This is a genomic window from Winogradskyella rapida (assembly GCF_042675845.1).
Classification (GTDB): domain Bacteria; phylum Bacteroidota; class Bacteroidia; order Flavobacteriales; family Flavobacteriaceae; genus Winogradskyella; species Winogradskyella rapida.
Genome location: NZ_JBHTKM010000048.1, coordinates 54,512 through 72,231, shown reverse-complemented (window position 1 = coordinate 72,231; position 17,720 = coordinate 54,512). Strand labels below are relative to the sequence as shown.

The 17,720-nt window shown below is 34.8% G+C and carries 23 protein-coding genes; 18 read left to right on the top strand and 5 right to left on the bottom strand.

Annotated features, from left to right (window positions below):
- The first annotated feature begins 7 nt into the window (after positions 1-7).
- The 18 genes from rpsH to ACFQ13_RS06590 all read left to right on the top strand — a co-directional run bounded on the left by rpsH (position 8) and on the right by ACFQ13_RS06590 (position 13,175).
- Entirely contained in the window at positions 8-406 is a 399-nt protein-coding gene (gene rpsH / locus ACFQ13_RS06675) for a 30S ribosomal protein S8 (RefSeq protein WP_092446811.1), read from the top strand.
- 12 nt (positions 407-418) lie between these two features.
- Positions 419-961 (top strand): 50S ribosomal protein L6, encoded by a 543-nt coding sequence (gene rplF, locus ACFQ13_RS06670; protein ID WP_114310886.1) that lies wholly within the window; start codon positions 419-421, stop codon positions 959-961.
- Between the two features lie 10 nt (positions 962-971).
- Positions 972-1,328: a 50S ribosomal protein L18 gene (rplR, locus tag ACFQ13_RS06665; protein ID WP_114310887.1), complete on the top strand. Its 357-nt coding sequence runs from the start codon at positions 972-974 to the stop codon at positions 1,326-1,328.
- 6 nt (positions 1,329-1,334) lie between these two features.
- The gene (gene rpsE, locus ACFQ13_RS06660; RefSeq protein WP_114310888.1) at positions 1,335-1,859 is read left to right on the top strand and encodes a 30S ribosomal protein S5; all 525 of its coding nucleotides are present in this window, start codon (positions 1,335-1,337) and stop codon (positions 1,857-1,859) included.
- Between the two features lie 13 nt (positions 1,860-1,872).
- A complete protein-coding gene (gene rpmD / locus ACFQ13_RS06655; protein WP_045468968.1) occupies positions 1,873-2,052 on the top strand; it encodes a 50S ribosomal protein L30 in 180 nt (59 codons plus the stop codon).
- Between the two features lie 15 nt (positions 2,053-2,067).
- Entirely contained in the window at positions 2,068-2,520 is a 453-nt protein-coding gene (rplO, locus tag ACFQ13_RS06650; RefSeq protein WP_114310889.1) for a 50S ribosomal protein L15, read from the top strand.
- Between the two features lie 10 nt (positions 2,521-2,530).
- Complete coding sequence (secY, locus tag ACFQ13_RS06645) at positions 2,531-3,892, top strand: preprotein translocase subunit SecY (protein ID WP_114310890.1); 1,362 nt, start codon at positions 2,531-2,533, stop codon at positions 3,890-3,892.
- A 9-nt stretch (positions 3,893-3,901) separates the two neighbouring features.
- The gene (gene infA / locus ACFQ13_RS06640; protein ID WP_007094967.1) at positions 3,902-4,117 is read left to right on the top strand and encodes a translation initiation factor IF-1; all 216 of its coding nucleotides are present in this window, start codon (positions 3,902-3,904) and stop codon (positions 4,115-4,117) included.
- 4 nt (positions 4,118-4,121) lie between these two features.
- Positions 4,122-4,238 carry a type B 50S ribosomal protein L36 gene (gene ykgO, locus ACFQ13_RS06635; protein ID WP_008269159.1) on the top strand — a complete coding sequence of 39 codons (117 nt, stop codon included), beginning with the start codon at positions 4,122-4,124 and terminating at the stop codon, positions 4,236-4,238.
- Between the two features lie 2 nt (positions 4,239-4,240).
- A complete protein-coding gene (gene rpsM, locus ACFQ13_RS06630) occupies positions 4,241-4,615 on the top strand; it encodes a 30S ribosomal protein S13 (protein WP_114310891.1) in 375 nt (124 codons plus the stop codon).
- Between the two features lie 100 nt (positions 4,616-4,715).
- Positions 4,716-5,099 carry a 30S ribosomal protein S11 gene (gene rpsK / locus ACFQ13_RS06625; protein ID WP_114310892.1) on the top strand — a complete coding sequence of 128 codons (384 nt, stop codon included), beginning with the start codon at positions 4,716-4,718 and terminating at the stop codon, positions 5,097-5,099.
- Positions 5,100-5,313: 214 nt separating this feature from the next.
- Positions 5,314-5,919 carry a 30S ribosomal protein S4 gene (rpsD, locus tag ACFQ13_RS06620; RefSeq protein ID WP_114310893.1) on the top strand — a complete coding sequence of 202 codons (606 nt, stop codon included), beginning with the start codon at positions 5,314-5,316 and terminating at the stop codon, positions 5,917-5,919.
- Positions 5,920-6,013: 94 nt separating this feature from the next.
- Entirely contained in the window at positions 6,014-7,006 is a 993-nt protein-coding gene (locus ACFQ13_RS06615; protein ID WP_386115465.1) for a DNA-directed RNA polymerase subunit alpha, read from the top strand.
- A 61-nt stretch (positions 7,007-7,067) separates the two neighbouring features.
- Positions 7,068-7,541, top strand: a complete 474-nt coding sequence (gene rplQ / locus ACFQ13_RS06610; protein WP_114310895.1) for a 50S ribosomal protein L17 — start codon at positions 7,068-7,070, stop codon at positions 7,539-7,541.
- 295 nt (positions 7,542-7,836) lie between these two features.
- Positions 7,837-8,937 carry a glutamine-hydrolyzing carbamoyl-phosphate synthase small subunit gene (gene carA / locus ACFQ13_RS06605; protein WP_386115462.1) on the top strand — a complete coding sequence of 367 codons (1,101 nt, stop codon included), beginning with the start codon at positions 7,837-7,839 and terminating at the stop codon, positions 8,935-8,937.
- A 228-nt stretch (positions 8,938-9,165) separates the two neighbouring features.
- Entirely contained in the window at positions 9,166-10,461 is a 1,296-nt protein-coding gene (gene eno, locus ACFQ13_RS06600) for a phosphopyruvate hydratase (protein WP_114310897.1), read from the top strand.
- A 297-nt stretch (positions 10,462-10,758) separates the two neighbouring features.
- Entirely contained in the window at positions 10,759-12,045 is a 1,287-nt protein-coding gene (locus ACFQ13_RS06595; RefSeq protein WP_386115458.1) for a citrate synthase, read from the top strand.
- Positions 12,046-12,263: 218 nt separating this feature from the next.
- Positions 12,264-13,175 carry a dimethylarginine dimethylaminohydrolase family protein gene (locus ACFQ13_RS06590; protein WP_386115455.1) on the top strand — a complete coding sequence of 304 codons (912 nt, stop codon included), beginning with the start codon at positions 12,264-12,266 and terminating at the stop codon, positions 13,173-13,175.
- Positions 13,176-13,307: 132 nt separating this feature from the next.
- Here the strand turns inward: ACFQ13_RS06590 and ACFQ13_RS06585 are convergent, their stop codons facing one another.
- The 5 genes from ACFQ13_RS06585 to ftsH all read right to left on the bottom strand — a co-directional run bounded on the left by ACFQ13_RS06585 (position 13,308) and on the right by ftsH (position 17,715).
- Positions 13,308-13,577, bottom strand: a complete 270-nt coding sequence (locus ACFQ13_RS06585) for an acyl-CoA-binding protein (protein ID WP_386115452.1) — start codon at positions 13,575-13,577, stop codon at positions 13,308-13,310.
- On the bottom strand, positions 13,577-14,230 hold the full coding sequence (locus ACFQ13_RS06580) for a phosphatidylserine decarboxylase family protein (RefSeq protein ID WP_386115449.1): 654 nt from the start codon (positions 14,228-14,230) through the stop codon (positions 13,577-13,579). Before ACFQ13_RS06580 ends, ACFQ13_RS06585 begins: the two co-directional genes overlap by 1 nt.
- Entirely contained in the window at positions 14,220-15,053 is an 834-nt protein-coding gene (locus ACFQ13_RS06575) for a phosphatidate cytidylyltransferase (RefSeq protein ID WP_386115446.1), read from the bottom strand. The genes ACFQ13_RS06580 and ACFQ13_RS06575 overlap by 11 nt, the downstream gene beginning before the upstream one ends.
- Positions 15,053-15,661 carry an LUD domain-containing protein gene (locus tag ACFQ13_RS06570; RefSeq protein ID WP_386115443.1) on the bottom strand — a complete coding sequence of 203 codons (609 nt, stop codon included), beginning with the start codon at positions 15,659-15,661 and terminating at the stop codon, positions 15,053-15,055. Before ACFQ13_RS06570 ends, ACFQ13_RS06575 begins: the two co-directional genes overlap by 1 nt.
- A 110-nt stretch (positions 15,662-15,771) precedes the next feature.
- Entirely contained in the window at positions 15,772-17,715 is a 1,944-nt protein-coding gene (ftsH, locus tag ACFQ13_RS06565; RefSeq protein WP_386115440.1) for an ATP-dependent zinc metalloprotease FtsH, read from the bottom strand.
- Positions 17,716-17,720 lie beyond the last annotated feature (5 nt).

Here is a 17,720-nt window from a genome sequence, read left to right as displayed (position 1 = left end):
AATACATATGAATACAGATCCAATAGCGGATTATTTAACGCGAGTTAGAAACGCAGTTAAGGCCAATCACAGAGTGGTTGAGATCCCTGCATCTAACTTAAAAAAAGAAATAACTAAGATATTATTCGATCAAGGATATATCTTAAGTTATAAATTTGATGACTCAACTGTACAAGGTACAATCAAAATTGCTTTAAAATATAGCAAGGAGACTAAAGAGTCTGTCATCAAAAAAATTCAAAGAATCAGTAAACCAGGTTTACGTAAGTATGCTTCATCTAAAGAAATGCCAAGAATCCTTAACGGATTAGGTATTGCAATTGTTTCTACGTCTCACGGTGTGATGACAGGAAAACAAGCGCAGAGAGAAAATGTAGGTGGTGAAGTTTTATGTTACGTATACTAAAAACAGGAAATTATGTCAAGAATAGGTAAAAACCCAATAACAATTCCTGAAGGTGTAACAGTTGAAGTTAAGGATAACGTAATTACTGCTAAAGGTAAATTAGGTGAATTAACTCAAGAGTATTCGGATATTGAAATTAAAATAGAAGACGCAACAATTACATTAGAGCGTGCTTCTGACAAGAAAGATTTAAGAGCAAAGCATGGTCTTTACAGAGCATTAATTGCTAATATGATAGAAGGTGTTTCTAAAGGATGGACAAAAGAACTAGAATTAGTTGGTGTCGGTTATAGAGCATCTAATCAAGGACAAAAATTAGATTTAGCCATCGGATTTTCTCATAATATCGTTATGGACATCGCTCCAGAAGTAACTATTGAGACAGTTTCAGAAAAAGGTAAAAATCCAAGAGTTAAATTAACGTCTTTAGACAAACAGTTAGTAGGTCAAGTTGCAGCTAAGATTCGCGGCTTTAGAAGACCTGAGCCTTACAAAGGAAAAGGTATCAAGTTTGTTGGTGAAGAAATTAGAAGAAAAGCAGGTAAATCAGCTTAATAATTAGGTTATGGCATTGACAAAGAACGAAAGAAGATTAAGAATTAAAAGCAGAATCCGTAAGGTAGTATCTGGTACTGAAACAAGACCAAGATTAGCTGTTTTTAGAAGTAATAAAGAAATTTATGCTCAACTCGTAAATGATGTAACTGGTGAAACTTTAGCTGCTGCATCTTCAAGAGATAAGGATATTGCAAAGTCTGAAGGTAATAAATCAGAAATAGCTGCTTTAGTTGGGAAATCACTAGCAGAAAAAGCTTTGAAAGCTGGTGTTGAAACTATTTCTTTTGATAGAGGTGGATACTTATACCATGGTAGAGTAAAATCATTAGCAGAAGGTGCTAGAGAAGCAGGACTTAAATTTTAAGACATTATGTATCAAAAATATAAAAACGCAGAGCTTGTTAAACCAAGCGGATTAGAATTAAAAGATCGCTTAGTTGGCGTGCAGCGTGTAACTAAAGTAACGAAAGGTGGTAGAGCGTTTGGCTTTTCTGCAATCGTTGTTGTAGGAGACGAAACAAATGTTGTAGGTCAAGGATTAGGAAAATCTAAAGATGTAGCAACCGCTATTGCAAAAGCAGTAGAAGATGCTAAGAAAAATTTAGTAAGAATTCCAATTCTTAATGGCACAATACCGCACGAACAAAAAGGGAAATACGGTGGAGCTAGAGTAAACATCATCCCTGCAGCACCTGGTACAGGGGTTATTGCAGGTGGTGCGGTAAGAGTTGTTCTTGAAGCAGTAGGTGTACACGATGTATTATCGAAATCTCAAGGATCATCTAACCCTCATAACGTGGTAAAAGCAACTTTTGATGCTTTATTACAATTAAGAGATGCTAAGTCTGTTGCTAAAGAGCGTGGAATTTCACTTGAAAAAGTATTTAACGGATAATCGATAGGATAAGATGGCAAAGATTAAAGTAAAGAAAGTAAAAAGTGCAATCAATCGTACGAAAAGACAAAAGCTTACATTAGAAGCTTTAGGTTTAAAAAAGATTGGACAAGTTGTAGAGCACGACGCCACACCAAACATCCTTGGTATGGTTAAGAAAGTTGAACATTTAGTTTCTGTAGAAGAAGCTTAAAAATATAACTTAAGAATGGATTTAAGTAATTTAAAACCTGCAGAAGGTTCAGTAAAAAATCAAGGAAAGCGTGTAGGACGTGGACAAGGTTCTGGAAAAGGTGGTACGGCAACTCGTGGTCACAAAGGAGCAAAGTCTCGTTCTGGTTATTCTAAGAAAGTAGGATTTGAAGGTGGGCAAATGCCAATTCAAAGACGTGTACCTAAGTTTGGTTTCACAAATATTAACCGCGTAGAATATCAAGGTGTTAACTTAGATACGTTACAAAGGTTAGTTGACGAAAAGAAAATCGAAGGTAGTGTTGATTTTGATACATTAATAACTTTAGGTTTAGCTGGTAAAAATGAACTAGTTAAAATCTTAGGTAGAGGTGAGTTAAAAGCAAAATTAACAGTAACTGCTCATAAATTTACTGCTACGGCAAAGGCTGCTATTGAAGCTGCTGGTGGTGAAGCTGTAACTTTATAAGATTTTTAGGATGAAAATAATAGAAACATTAAAAAACGTTTGGAAAATCACAGAACTTAAGGATAGAATTATTCTAACCTTAGGTTTGTTGTTGGTTTATCGTTTTGGTGCGCAGGTTGTATTACCTGGAATCAATATCGATGCTCTAGGTGGTTTACAAGCCGGTACGGATACTGGAATATTAGGATTGTTAAATGCATTTACAGGAGGGGCATTCGCTAATGCCTCTGTATTTGCCTTAGGTATTATGCCTTACATTTCTGCTTCCATTGTTGTTCAGTTAATGGGTATTGCGATTCCTTATTTACAGAAACTTCAAAAAGAAGGTGCTAGTGGTCAGAAAAAGATCACTCAAATTACACGTTGGTTAACTATCGGTATTTGTCTTGTACAAGCACCAGGATATTTAGCTAGTATACCAGGTTTATCTGGTGCCACTTCAATGGGGGCTTTATTAGTTCCTGGATTTAGTGAAAACATGTTCTATTTCTCATCAGTAATTATCTTAATAACCGGTTGTGTATTTGCAATGTGGTTAGGAGAAAAAATTACAGATAAAGGAATCGGAAATGGAATTTCATTATTAATTATGGTAGGTATTATTGCAACTTTACCACAAGCATTCCTTCAGAATGCAGCTTCTAGATTAGAAGGTGATGGTGGGTTTATGATGATCCTTATTGAATTAGTAATTTGGTTCTTAATCATCCTTGGATCGATATTCTTAGTAATGGCAGTACGTAAAGTAGCTGTACAATACGCAAGAAGAACCGCTACAGGAGGATATGAAAAGAATGTTTTTGGATCGCGTCAGTTTTTACCTTTAAAGTTAAACGCGTCTGGTGTAATGCCTATTATCTTTGCACAAGCAATTATGTTTGTACCAAGTTTAATTGGTGGGTCAGCGTGGTTAAAGGATACTGATACTGGAGTTTGGATGCAATCTAACTTCTCTGATATATTTGGTTTTTGGTACAATTTAATGTTTGCTTTATTAATTATAATTTTCACATATTTCTATACAGCAATTACAGTACCAACAAATAAGATGGCCGATGATTTAAAACGTAGCGGTGGGTTTATCCCAGGTATACGTCCAGGATCTGAAACATCAGAGTACTTAGATAAAGTGATGTCACAAATTACGTTACCAGGTTCTATATTTTTAGCGTTGGTAGCTATTTTTCCAGCATTTATTGTATCCTTAATGAACGTACAACAAGGTTGGGCATTATTCTTCGGAGGTACATCACTATTAATTATGGTGGGTGTAGCAATAGATACCATGCAGCAGATTAATTCTTATTTATTAAATAAGCATTATGACGGCTTAATGAAAACAGGTAAAAATAGAAAAGCGGTTGCGCAATAAGATAAGATTATGGCAAAACAAGCAGCAATAGAACAAGACGGAACAATCATTGAAGCATTATCGAATGCGATGTTTCGTGTTGAATTAGAAAATGGTCATATAGTGACTGCACATATCTCTGGTAAAATGCGTATGCATTACATTAAATTGTTGCCAGGAGATAAAGTGAAATTAGAAATGAGTCCTTACGATTTAACGAAGGCTCGTATAACCTATAGATACTAATACGATGAAAGTAAGAGCATCAGTAAAGAAAAGAAGCGCAGACTGTAAATTAGTGCGCAGAAAAGGTAGACTTTACGTCATTAACAAAAAGAATCCTAGATTCAAACAAAGACAAGGGTAATTATGGCAAGAATTGCAGGTGTAGACATACCAAAACAGAAAAGAGGAGTTATCTCTTTGACTTATATCTACGGAGTAGGTAGAAGTAGAGCAAAAGAAATTTTAGCAGCTGCTAAAGTTGACGAAAACACTAAAGTTCAAGACTGGACTGACGATGAAATTGGAGCAATCCGTGAAGCTGTTGGGACATTTAAGATTGAAGGTGAATTACGTTCTGAAACTCAAATGAACATTAAGCGATTAATGGATATCGGATGTTACAGAGGTATTCGTCATAGAGTTGGTCTTCCATTAAGAGGACAACGTACTAAGAATAACTCACGTACCAGAAAAGGAAGACGTAAAACAGTTGCTAACAAGAAGAAGGTAACTAAGTAATAAATAGTCTTTAGTCTTTAGACGTTGGAAAGAATCTGTTTGAAATTTAACGGTTTAGGATTCTAGCGACTATATACTAAAACTAAAAGCTAAAAATAAAATGGCAAAGGCAAGTACAAAAAAACGTAAAGTTATAGTAGATGCAATTGGTGAAGCTCACATTACAGCTTCATTTAACAACATCATTATTTCTTTAACAAACAAAAAAGGTGACGTTATTTCTTGGTCATCAGCAGGTAAAATGGGCTTTAGAGGTTCTAAAAAGAACACTCCTTACGCAGCGCAATTAGCCGCAGAAGATGCAGCAGCAGTAGCTAAAGAAGCTGGATTAAAGAAAGTAAAAGCATACGTTAAAGGTCCAGGAAATGGTAGAGAATCTGCTATTAGATCTATACACAATGCAGGTATCGAAGTTTCAGAAATCATCGATGTAACTCCATTACCACATAACGGTTGTCGTCCACCAAAAAGACGTAGAGTTTAATCTGAAATTATTCAGAGGTCTAACAATTTAAGTTAGATTGACTTATTAAAATTACCTAATAAACTAATATCTCGCATTTATGTGTTGGTATTAGTTTATTTTGTGTAATTTTGCAAACTGAAAAATATTAACAAGTATTAATAAGAGATTCACGATTCTTGAAGGATAAGATTAAGACCTTAATTCACGAATCACTCTTAAAAAACAATTTAAAATGGCAAGATATACTGGTCCTAAAACTAAAATAGCCCGTAAATTCGGACAAGCTATCTTCGGAGACGACAAAGCCTTCGAAAAAAGAAATTACCCTCCAGGACAACACGGTAACAACCGTCGTCGTGGTAAAAAATCTGAATACTCTATTCAATTAATGGAGAAGCAAAAAGCTAAATATACTTATGGTATTTTAGAAAAGCAATTCAGAAACATGTTCAAAAGAGCAACTTCTGCAAAAGGAATTACAGGTGAAGTATTACTTCAATTATGTGAGTCTCGTTTAGATAACGTTGTATACAGAATGGGAATCTCTCCTTCTAGAAGTGGAGCTAGACAATTAGTATCTCACAGACATATTACTGTAAACGGTGAAAAAGTAAACATTCCTTCTTACCAACTAAAAGCTGGTGATGTTGTTGCAGTAAGAGAAAAATCTAAATCTTTAGAAGCAATCCAAAATTCATTAGCTAACTCTAGTGAAGTATTTGAATGGATTACTTGGAACACGAATACTATGGAAGGAACTTACGTTGCTGTCCCTGCAAGAATTCAGATTCCAGAACAAATCAACGAGCAGTTAATCGTTGAACTTTACTCTAAATAATAAATAATCACATTGGTATTTAGCCAAAGGATTTATAAGTCTTCTTCAAACTTTTAAATCGCGCAACTAAATAGCAATTAAAACGAAGACAACTATGGCAATATTAAATTTTCAGAAGCCTGATAAAGTAATCATGATTGATTCTACTGATTTTGAAGGGAAGTTTGAATTCAGACCTTTGGAACCAGGATACGGGTTAACAGTAGGAAACGCTTTAAGAAGAGTTTTATTATCTTCTTTAGAGGGATTTGCTATCACTTCTATTAGAATAGAAGGTGTAGATCACGAATTTTCTACCATTTCTGGTGTTGTAGAAGATGTTACTGAAATGATATTGAACTTAAAGCAAGTTAACTTTAAGCGTCAAATAGAAGAAGTAGATAACGAAACCGTTACAATTTCTATTTCAGGACAAAATCAAATTACAGCTGGAGATTTCCAGAAGTTTATCTCAGGATTCCAAGTTTTAAATACGGATTTAGTGATCTGTAACTTAGATCCTAAAGTAAACATCAATATGGAGTTAACTATTGAAAAAGGTAGAGGTTATGTTCCTGCAGAAGAGAATAAAAAATCTTCAGCAGCTATCGGAACCATCTTTACAGATTCAATCTTTACACCGATTCAGAATGTAAAATATAGTATTGAAAATTACCGTGTTGAGCAAAAAACGGATTATGAAAAATTAGTTTTTGAAATTAGAACTGATGGCTCTATCAATCCTAAAGATGCTTTAACGGAAGCGGCTAAAATATTAATTCACCACTTCATGTTATTCTCTGATGAGCGTATCACTTTAGAAGCTGATGAAATTGCACAGACTGAAACTTATGATGAAGAATCACTTCACATGAGACAACTATTGAAAACCAAATTGGTTGATATGGATCTTTCTGTACGTGCACTTAATTGTTTAAAAGCAGCAGAAGTAGATACCTTAGGAGACTTAGTATCTTTCAACAAAAATGATTTAATGAAATTCAGAAACTTCGGTAAGAAGTCTTTAACTGAACTAGAAGAACTAGTAAATGTTAAAGGGTTAAACTTCGGAATGGATTTAAGTAAATATAAACTAGATAAAGATTAATACGTCATATTTTGCTCCTCGTAAAAGGGTAGTAGCAAGATGATGATTAAAACAAAATGTCATGAGACACGGAAAAAAATTCAACCACTTAGGAAGACAAACAGCGCATAGAAAGTCAATGTTAGCTAATATGGCTTGTTCTTTAATTGAGCACAAACGTATTAACACAACAGTAGCGAAAGCTAAAGCTTTAAAGCAGTTTGTAGAGCCTATGATTACAAAATCTAAAACAGATACGACTCACAACAGACGTATCGTTATGGCTAAGTTAAGACAAACTGGTGCTGTAGCAGAATTGTTTAGAGATGTAGCTCCAAAGATTGGTGATCGTCCAGGTGGATATACACGTATCATTAAGTTAGGAAATCGTTTAGGTGATAACGCTGATATGGCAATGATTGAGTTAGTTGATTACAACGAACTTTACAACGCTGATAAAGCGCCTAAGAAGTCGACTCGTAGAAGTAGAAGAGGTGGTAGCAAAGCTACAACAGCTCCAGCTGCTGAAACTAAGGCGTCTAACGAAGAAGAATAAATGTGGATAAGCATTTATAAATATAAAGGGTAAACTGTTTCAGTTTATCCTTTTTTTTTGGACTTTTGCAAAAGTTTAGGTAATTAGGTTTAGCTTTAATAGCGCAGAGCAAAAAGGTCTAAAAAATGGTTTTATAACCTTTAAACCCTATTTAGGTTTTTAACGTCACCTTAAAAGGTAACCGTATAAGTCTTTTATAGTAGGTATAGTATTAAGAGATGTCTGTAGTAAGTTCTAAGACATTTTTAAATAAAACATAAAACATAACAACAGCTTAATAACTCATATTTAAGTCATGAAGTATAAACAAAGAAAGAAAGCGATTATCCTTTTAGCAGATGGAACTATTTTTCACGGAAAATCGATAGGTAAAGAGGGATCTGCTTTTGGAGAGGTCTGTTTTAATACAGGTACCACTGGATATCAAGAAATTTTTACAGACCCATCATACTACGGTCAGTTAATGGTAACGACAAATGCCCATATTGGAAATTACGGAACCAAGGCTGATGAAGTAGAATCAGATGAAGTTATGATTGCTGGGTTAATCTGTAAAAACTTTAGCTTTAACTACTCGCGTCCGGCAGGAGATGCGTCTTTAGAAGAATTCTTTGAAAAACATAACACGCTTGCTATTGCCGATGTAGATACACGTGCTTTAGTTAGTTATATTAGAGATCACGGTGCTATGAATGCGGTTATCTCTACGGATGTAGATAATATTGAAGGTCTTAAAAAACAACTCGCAGACATTCCGTCTATGGTTGGTTTAGATTTAGCCTCTAAAGTATCTACCAAAGAACCTTACTTTGTTGGAGACGAAAATGCCACTTATAAAATTGCTGCTCTAGATCTAGGGATTAAGAAGAATATCTTAAGAAACTTAGCAAAAAGAGATGCTTATATTAAAGTGTTTCCTTACAATAGTAAGTTTGAAGATTTAGAAGCGTTTCAACCAGATGGTTATTTTCTGTCTAATGGTCCTGGAGATCCAGAACCGCTAGTAGATGCTATAGAAGTGGCTAAGACTATCATTGAAAAGAATAAGCCTTTATTCGGAATCTGTTTAGGACACCAAGTCATTGCTTTAGCCAATGGTATTTCAACTTATAAAATGTACAATGGGCACCGTGGTATTAACCACCCGGTGAAAAACCTTGTTACCGGAAAAGGAGAAATAACGTCTCAAAATCACGGGTTTGCTATTAATCGAGAAGAAACGGAAGCTCATGCTAATGTAGAGATTACGCATGTACATTTAAATGATGATACAGTAGCAGGTATTAAGCTTAAGGATAAAAATTGTTATTCGGTTCAGTACCACCCTGAGGCAAGTCCTGGGCCAAACGATTCTTTATACTTATTTGATCAATTTATTGAGAATCTTAAGAAATAAACACTACAGAAAACGCAAGGATAACAAAAAATTCTTGCGTTTTTTTAGTTACGAAAACAATATCGTAAACTTTAATCATAAATATGATTTTTGTCAAGTATAGCCTTTAAGATTTTCGTAAATTTGTTACAGTTCTAAGGCTTATATAACACGGAACTTTGTTCAAGTGTTGTACAATTTTTATGACAAATTAAATTTTAAAATCAAACTTAACTAAAACCAAGAATAATGAGTATTATTATTAATGTACACGCAAGACAAATTTTAGATTCTCGAGGAAATCCAACAGTAGAAGTGGATGTGACTACAGAAAATGGTGTTATGGGTAGGGCAGCAGTTCCTTCTGGAGCCTCTACAGGTGAGCATGAAGCTGTAGAATTGAGAGATGGTGGCGATACCTATATGGGAAAAGGAGTTCTAAAAGCCGTTGAAAATGTAAATTCTGAAATAGCTCAAGAATTGTTAGGTATGTCTGTTTTTGAACAGAATGCTATAGATAAAATGATGATTGAATTAGATGGTACACCAAACAAATCTAAGTTAGGTGCTAATGCAATCTTAGGTGTTTCTTTAGCAGTAGCTAAAGCGGCGGCTAATGAATTAGGGATGCCATTATACAGATATGTAGGTGGAGTTTCTGCAAATACTTTACCATTACCAATGATGAATATCATCAATGGAGGTTCTCATAGTGATGCGCCTATCGCATTTCAAGAGTTTATGATTATGCCTGTAAAAGCGAAGAATTTTACACACGCTATGCAAATGGGAACTGAAATTTTCCATAACCTTAAAAAAGTATTACACGATAGAGATTTAAGTACTGCTGTTGGAGATGAAGGTGGATTTGCACCAAACTTAGCAGGGGGAACTGAAGATGCTTTAGATACTATTGCAAAAGCTGTTGAAAATGCTGGCTATAAATTTGGAGACGAAGTGAAGATCGCTTTGGATTGTGCTTCTGCTGAATTTTTTGTGGATGGTAAATACGACTACAAGAAGTTTGAAGGAGATTCAGGAGTTATCAGAACAAGTAAAGAACAAGCTGAATATTTAGCTGAATTAGCTGGTAAATACCCAATCATTTCTATTGAAGATGGTATGGATGAAAACGACTGGGAAGGTTTCAAATATTTAACTGAATTAATTGGAGATAAAGTACAATTAGTTGGTGATGATTTATTTGTAACTAATGTAGAGCGTTTAGAAAGAGGTATTAAAGAAGGTATCGCGAATTCTATCTTAATTAAAGTGAACCAAATCGGAACTTTAACAGAAACTATTTCTGCTGTAAATATGGCACATAATGCAGGTTACACATCTGTAATGTCTCACAGATCTGGTGAAACTGAAGATAACACAATTGCAGATTTAGCTGTAGCGTTAAACTGTGGTCAGATTAAAACAGGTTCGGCTTCACGTAGTGATCGTATGGCTAAATACAACCAATTATTACGTATTGAAGAGCAGTTAGGAGATGTTGCTTATTTTCCTGGTGAAAATGCTTTTAAAATAAAGGCATAAGCTTTTAAAGCCTATCCAAATAAAAAAACCATCTAACTTAGTGTTAGATGGTTTTTTTATGCCTTCGTATTAGGGAATACATCACTTTTAAGGCTTTGTACGCTGCAAGTTATAAGTGGTGTAATCTAAGAATAGAGCCTTAGAAACGGGAGCTATAATTGCCGATAAGACTTAATTAGTTTCAATAGCCTGTAAGATCTATTTAATTTGTTAAAAGCATTATAAATCTCCTTTCTAAATCGATTGAGATTTCGTAAATTTACGTTCTTATAATTTATTAAAATCCGTAGAGAAAATATGTCAGATAAAGCTACATTAGAAATTAATGGTGAAAAGTATGAATTTCCTGTTGTTATAGGAACAGAAAAGGAAGTCGCAATAGATATTAAAAGTTTAAGAACTGCTACCAATGGAGTAATCACCATAGATCCAGGTTTTAAAAATACTGGAAGTTGTGAAAGTGCTATTACATTTCTAGATGGTGAAAAAGGAATCTTAAGATATAGAGGATATTCTATTGAAGAACTTGCTGAAAAAGCCGATTTCTTAGAAGTTATTTATTTATTAATCTTCGGAGAATTACCAAACAAAGAAAAATTAGATCAGTTTCATGAAGACATCAAGTCGCATTCAGTTGTAGATGATGATTTAAAGAAAATCTTAGATGCCTTCCCTAAATCAGCACACCCAATGGGCGTGTTATCGTCATTAACTAGTGCACTTACGGCGTTTTACCCATCTTCAGTAGATGTCGCTTCAGAAGAAGCAATGTATAATTCTATTGTTACAATTTTAGGTAAATTCCCTGTAATTGTTTCATGGACAATGCGTAAGAAGCAAGGTTTACCATTAGAATATGGAGATGATAACTTAGGATATGTAGAGAACATCTTAAAGATGATGTTTAAGAGTCCTAACGGAGAGTACAAACAAAATCCTATTCTTGTTAATGCTTTAGATAAGCTTTTAATTTTACATGCAGATCACGAGCAAAACTGTTCTACGTCTACGGTTAGAATTACAGGTTCATCTCATGCCGGTCTTTTTGTGTCTTTAGCCTCTGGTATCTCTGCGCTTTGGGGACCATTACATGGTGGTGCTAACCAAGCGGTATTAGAAATGCTAGAAGCCATTAAAGAAGATGGTGGTGATACTAAAAAGTATATGGCTAAAGCTAAGGATAAAAACGATCCTTTCCGTCTTATGGGCTTTGGACACCGTGTGTATAAAAACTTTGATCCAAGAGCTAAGATTATTAAAGTAGCCGCTGATGAAGTGTTATCTGATTTAGGAATTGAAGATCCAATTCTTGATATTGCTAAAGGTTTAGAGAAAGAAGCTTTAGAAGATCCATACTTCGTAGATAGAAAATTATATCCAAACGTAGATTTCTATTCTGGTATTATTTACAGAGCTATGGGAATTCCTGTAGAGATGTTTACGGTGATGTTTGCCTTAGGTCGTTTACCAGGTTGGATTGCACAGTGGAAAGAAATGAGAAGAAAACAAGAACCAATTGGTCGTCCAAGACAATTGTATACAGGAGAAACATACAGACCGTTTGTACCTGTTAACGAAAGATAATTTATTCGTAGAGAATATTAAAAAGCTTCATATTTATTATGAAGCTTTTTTTATTTTTGGACTAGCGATAGTGTAGAATGTCATGCTAGGTTTTGACCAAATATGAGAGTCATAAAATAGTCAAAAGTTCTGGCTTAAAGCACCTACTCTAAACGCATCTCTAAATAATGTTTTTAAAACATAGCGCATTATTCTAAATAACTAATAGATACGACCACATGAAATTAAACATAGAAAACGAAACCTCTAAACTAAAAGCTGTCATATTAGGAACTGCGGAAAGCAATGGACCTATTCCGTCATTAGAAGAGGCTTATGATCCTAAATCTATTCAGCATATCAAAGCAGGGACTTATCCTAAAGAAGCTGATATGGTAGCTGAAATGGAAGCTGTGGCAGCAGTACTAGAAAAGTACGATGTAACTGTTTATAGACCGCAAGTGATCCAAGATTACAACCAAATTTTTTCAAGAGATATCGCCTTTGTCATAGAAGATAAATTGGTAAAAGCGAATATTTTACCCGATCGTGAGCGTGAGTACGAAGCAATTCAGCATGTATTAGATCAAATAGGAACGGATCATATAATTGAACTTCCCGAAGAATGTCACGTAGAAGGTGGTGATATTATGCCTTATAACGATTATATTTTTATAGGAACGTACTCTGGGGCAGATTACTCCGATTATATAACCGCACGGACTAATATGGATGCTGTGATTGCGCTTCAAGAGGTGTTTCCTGAAAAAACAGTGAAGTCTTTTGAGCTTCGTAAATCTAATACAGATCCTAAGGAAAATGCACTTCATTTAGACTGTTGTTTTCAACCTATAGGAAAAGATAAAGCTATACTTCATAAAAATGGGTTCTTAGTAGAGCGCGAATACGAATGGTTAGTGGATTTCTTTGGTAAAGAGAATATTTTCGAAATTACTAAGGATGAAATGTATAATATGAATAGTAACATCTTTTCAATTTCAGAAGATGTTGTGATTTCTGAAAAGAATTTTACGCGATTAAATTCTTGGTTGCGCGAAAATGGATTTACAGTTGAAGAAGTAGCCTATGCTGAAATAGCAAAACAAGAAGGTTTATTGCGTTGTTCAACGATGCCTCTTATTAGAGACTAAGAAAAAACGATAGGTTTAAATTTGAAATAAAATCCTTTTAATGTAGGATAAGATACTAAAGTAGGATTGCTCCTTTTTGTGAGCGTCCTATTTTTTTTGTTTAAGAAAGAGGATTGCAATGGTCCTCGTCCATTACTTTCTATAAAGAAAATAGGTGTTAACGAGATTAATATATTCTACTTTAGCTTGCTCTCTACTAATATTTTTAATTTGAAATAGCGCATTGGCCTTAAAAGCATTAATAATAGGTTTACGGCTGCTTGGTCTGTCGTAATTACTAGTTGCTTTTTTGTAGTAAGCATAGAGGCGTAATAGAAAGTCTGCAGGAAAAGGATCTGTATGATCATTTACAAGATCTACAGCATTCTTAAATTCGATATCTAAATCTTTTTTGGAAGTCATTATTTTATTTCTGCAATGATGCTTTCACCACCACGAACTTTTTGGTTCAGTTCTACTTTTATATCAGCATGCAAAGGTAAGAATAAATCTACTCGCGACCCAAATTTAATAAATCCTGAATCGGCACCTTGTTGTGCAGTCGCATCTACTTTTGCATAATTTACAATACGCTTGGCTAAAGCCCCAGCAATTTGGCGGTATAGAATTTTACCAAAATTAGCGTTCTCAACCACTACCGTTGTACGTTCGTTTTCTTCACTGGCTTTAGGATGCCATGCCACTAAATATTTTCCTGGGTGGTACTTACTATAAGTGACTTTACCAGAAATTGGGTAGCGTGTTACATGGACGTTTACCGGAGACATAAAGACAGATACCTGAATACGTTTGTCTTTAAATACTTCATTTTCTTGTACTTCTTCTATAACAACCACTTTACCATCAACAGGAGATAAGGCCTGTGAGACTTCTGGGTGGGTGTTACGTTTAGGGTTTCTAAAAAACTGTAGGATGAGTATAAAGAAGCCTAAAACCAAAAGCATTAAGCTGGTTCTGAGCCATTCTGTTGTAACAAACCCATCAATGAGAAAAAATGAAGCAACAACAATAACTAACGTTGTAAAAATAATTTTATGGCCTTCTTTATGAAACATACTTTAAAATTCTTATGAATAAATATATAAATGGTACTGCAAAGATAATACTATCTAATCGATCTAACAGTCCTCCGTGTCCTGGCATTATAACGCCACTATCTTTAACACCTGCTTGACGTTTAAATTTCGACTCTATTAGGTCGCCAAATGTACCAAAAACACTAACAATAATAGCTAAAATAAGCCATGAAGTGTAGCTTAAGGTTAGGCCTAAGCTATGCGCGTAGACGGTAATAAAATAACTAGACACGCAAGAAAAGAATAAACCGCCTAGGAATCCTTCAACTGTTTTTTTAGGAGATATACTCGGAAATAGTTTTTGTTTACCAAAATTCTTACCTACTAAATACGCTGCACTGTCATTCACCCAAATAAGAATAAATGCACCTAAGAGCATAAAAGGGGTAAATTCATCTTGATAATTTGCGATAAGCATCATAAACACAAAACCACTTGTTAAGTAGAATGCGGTTACAATATGGCGCTTAGATTCGAAAAGTGGAATTTTCTTAGCGGTAAAAACATCTTTTATTAAGATCAGGTTGACAAAGATGGTAATAACCAATAAGATTTTAATAGCTTCATTGGCTATAAGGTCTGTGGTGTTATATACACTCATATACCAGAAACCACCATAGATCACTAAAAAGATAATGTATTGTACAAAAGATTTTAAATGGATAAGACGGCTAAACTCTGTAAGACAGATGAGGCCAAAAAGTCCAATTAAAATGACTGATGTATTCTGAGCGTATAGGGAACCTATAAGTAATACGACATAGATAGCCCCAGAGAGGGCTCTTATTGCTAACTCTTTCATTATAAATCTTCTAGTAAGAGTAGGTATAAATTTTTAGAGCTGCTACCATAAGTCAAGAAGTCCTTATCGTCTGCAGTTTTAAAATGTTTAATAGTGGTAATGTTAGTCGGAATTTTTGTGGTGCTTTTCGCTTTGATTCCTTTTAAGCCTTCGCCAATAGTCTCTACAAACTGACTTGTAGTGGCGTAGATAATGAAGTTATCTGGTAATTCAATTAATTTTTTCTCTGCGATTTGGTTGGACGAAATTAATAAGGATCCGTCGTCAGAAATTAAATATTCACAGGTAGATAAAAAATAAGTGCTTTCAGAAGGATTGTGCGAGGCATTTAAATTAAAATCCTTAAATAACTCAGCCAAACGTGGATCTATAATAAAGACTTTATCATTATGCCATTGATTTTCTTCTAATATGGCATTGAAACTTTCTTGTACTTCTTCTATATTTTCGCAATATAAAAATTTACCACCATTCGCTTTAAAATTAATTGTAAAACGTTCATCTACAGGTAGCTTCATTTCAGGCATGTATTTGCCCCGCTCATGATTTGGTATGTTTTCTTCAGTTTTTTCAGATTTTCTTCCGAAGAATTTACTAAATATGCTCATTCAATAATTGCTATTAATCCTAGTGTGGTGTGTTATCTTCAAATATAAAAAAACTTAAACTAACACAGAGTTAATTTAAGCTTTTTATATGATTTATGGGAGATGAGCGCCTATTCTTCTTCTTCGCTTTTAAGCACTGGAGTTTCAAAAGCACGCTTCCCGAAGATCTTTTCAAGGTTGTCTTTAAAGATGACTTCTTTGTCTAATAAGACCTCTGCTAACTCTGTTAATTTGTCTTTATTATTTTCTAATAAAGTGATAGCACGTTGGTATTGCTCTTCAATAATATCAGAGATTTCTTGGTCAATAAGTTCAGCAGTTTTCTCACTGTAAGGTTTTGTAAACCCGTATTCAGATTGTCCTGAAGAATCGTAGTACGTTAGGTTTCCTACCTTATCGCTAAGACCGTAAACCGTAACCATGGCACGGGCTTGCTTAGTCACTTTTTCTAAGTCACTTAAAGCACCAGTAGAAATCTTATCAAAAATAACTTTCTCTGCAGCTCTACCTCCTAATGCTGCACACATTTCGTCTAGCATCTGCTCTGGGTGTACAATTAAACGCTCTTCTGGTAAGTACCAAGCGGCACCTAAAGAACGTCCTCTAGGAACAATTGTAACCTTCACTAAAGGCGCAGCATGTTCTAACATCCAACTTACCGTAGCATGGCCCGCCTCATGGAAAGCAACCGCACGTTTCTCTGCTGGAGTAATAATTTTATTTTTCTTTTCTAAACCACCGATAATTCTATCAACAGCATCTAAGAAATCTTGTTTGTTAACTGATTTTTTACCTTTTCTAGCGGCAATTAAAGCAGCTTCATTACAAACATTAGCAATATCTGCTCCAGAAAATCCTGGGGTTTGCTTCGCTAAGAAATCAATATCTAAAGTCTCTTCTTTTTTAAGTGGACGTAAATGCACTTCAAAAATTTCTTGACGTTCTCTAACATCCGGTAAGTCTACATAGATCTGACGATCAAAACGACCAGCACGCATTAAAGCGCTATCTAAAACATCGGCTCTGTTGGTTGCCGCTAAAACAATAACATTAGTGTTTGTTCCGAAACCATCCATCTCTGTTAAGAGTTGGTTAAGAGTGTTTTCGCGCTCGTCGTTAGAACCCGACATGTTGTTTTTTCCTCTAGCTCTACCAATAGCATCAATCTCATCAATAAAGATAATAGATGGTGATTTTTCTTTGGCTTGCTTAAATAAGTCTCTTACACGAGAGGCACCAACACCAACAAACATCTCTACAAAATCAGATCCTGATAAAGAGAAGAATGGTACTTTAGCTTCACCTGCTACCGCTTTTGCTAATAAGGTTTTTCCTGTTCCTGGAGGTCCTACAAGTAAGGCTCCTTTTGGAATTTTACCTCCTAAAGCTGTATACTTTTCTGGGAACTTTAAGAAATCTACAATTTCTTGAACTTCTTCTTTAGCACCTTCTAAACCGGCAACATCTTTAAAAGAGGTTTTCGTGTCTATTTTTTCATCAAAGAGTTTTGCTTTAGACTTTCCTATGTTGAAGATTTGTCCTCCAGCGCCGCCTCCGCCGCCACCAGACATTCTACGCATAATAAAAATCCAAACACCTATAATTAAAACAAAAGGTAATAAGGTTAGGAGAAAATCGCCCCATACATTATGCTCTGTTTCATAAACTAATTCCGTATCTAAATTATTGGTTTGGATAACTTCATTAACTTGTTTTTCGAAATTCTGAAGATCACCAAATTCAAATTTGTAATTAGGAGATGCGTTTACCGAAGGAATTATAGATTTTGAAGTTGTGTTTTTATGAGGCGCTTGTGTTTGTGCTTCCTTAGTTAAGAAAACACGAGCTTCTCGTTTATTTACAATTTCAATTTTATCAACTTGTCCTTGTTCTAAGTAATCTAAGAACTGTGCCGGAGTAGTTTGTGTCCCTGTAGATTCTCCAAATCCACCAGAAAAAATCTGAATAGAAATGAAAACGGCAATGATAATTCCGTAAATCCAATACGGATTTAATTTAGGTTTTTTGTTTGGGGTTTTATTGTCTTTAGCCATTAAGC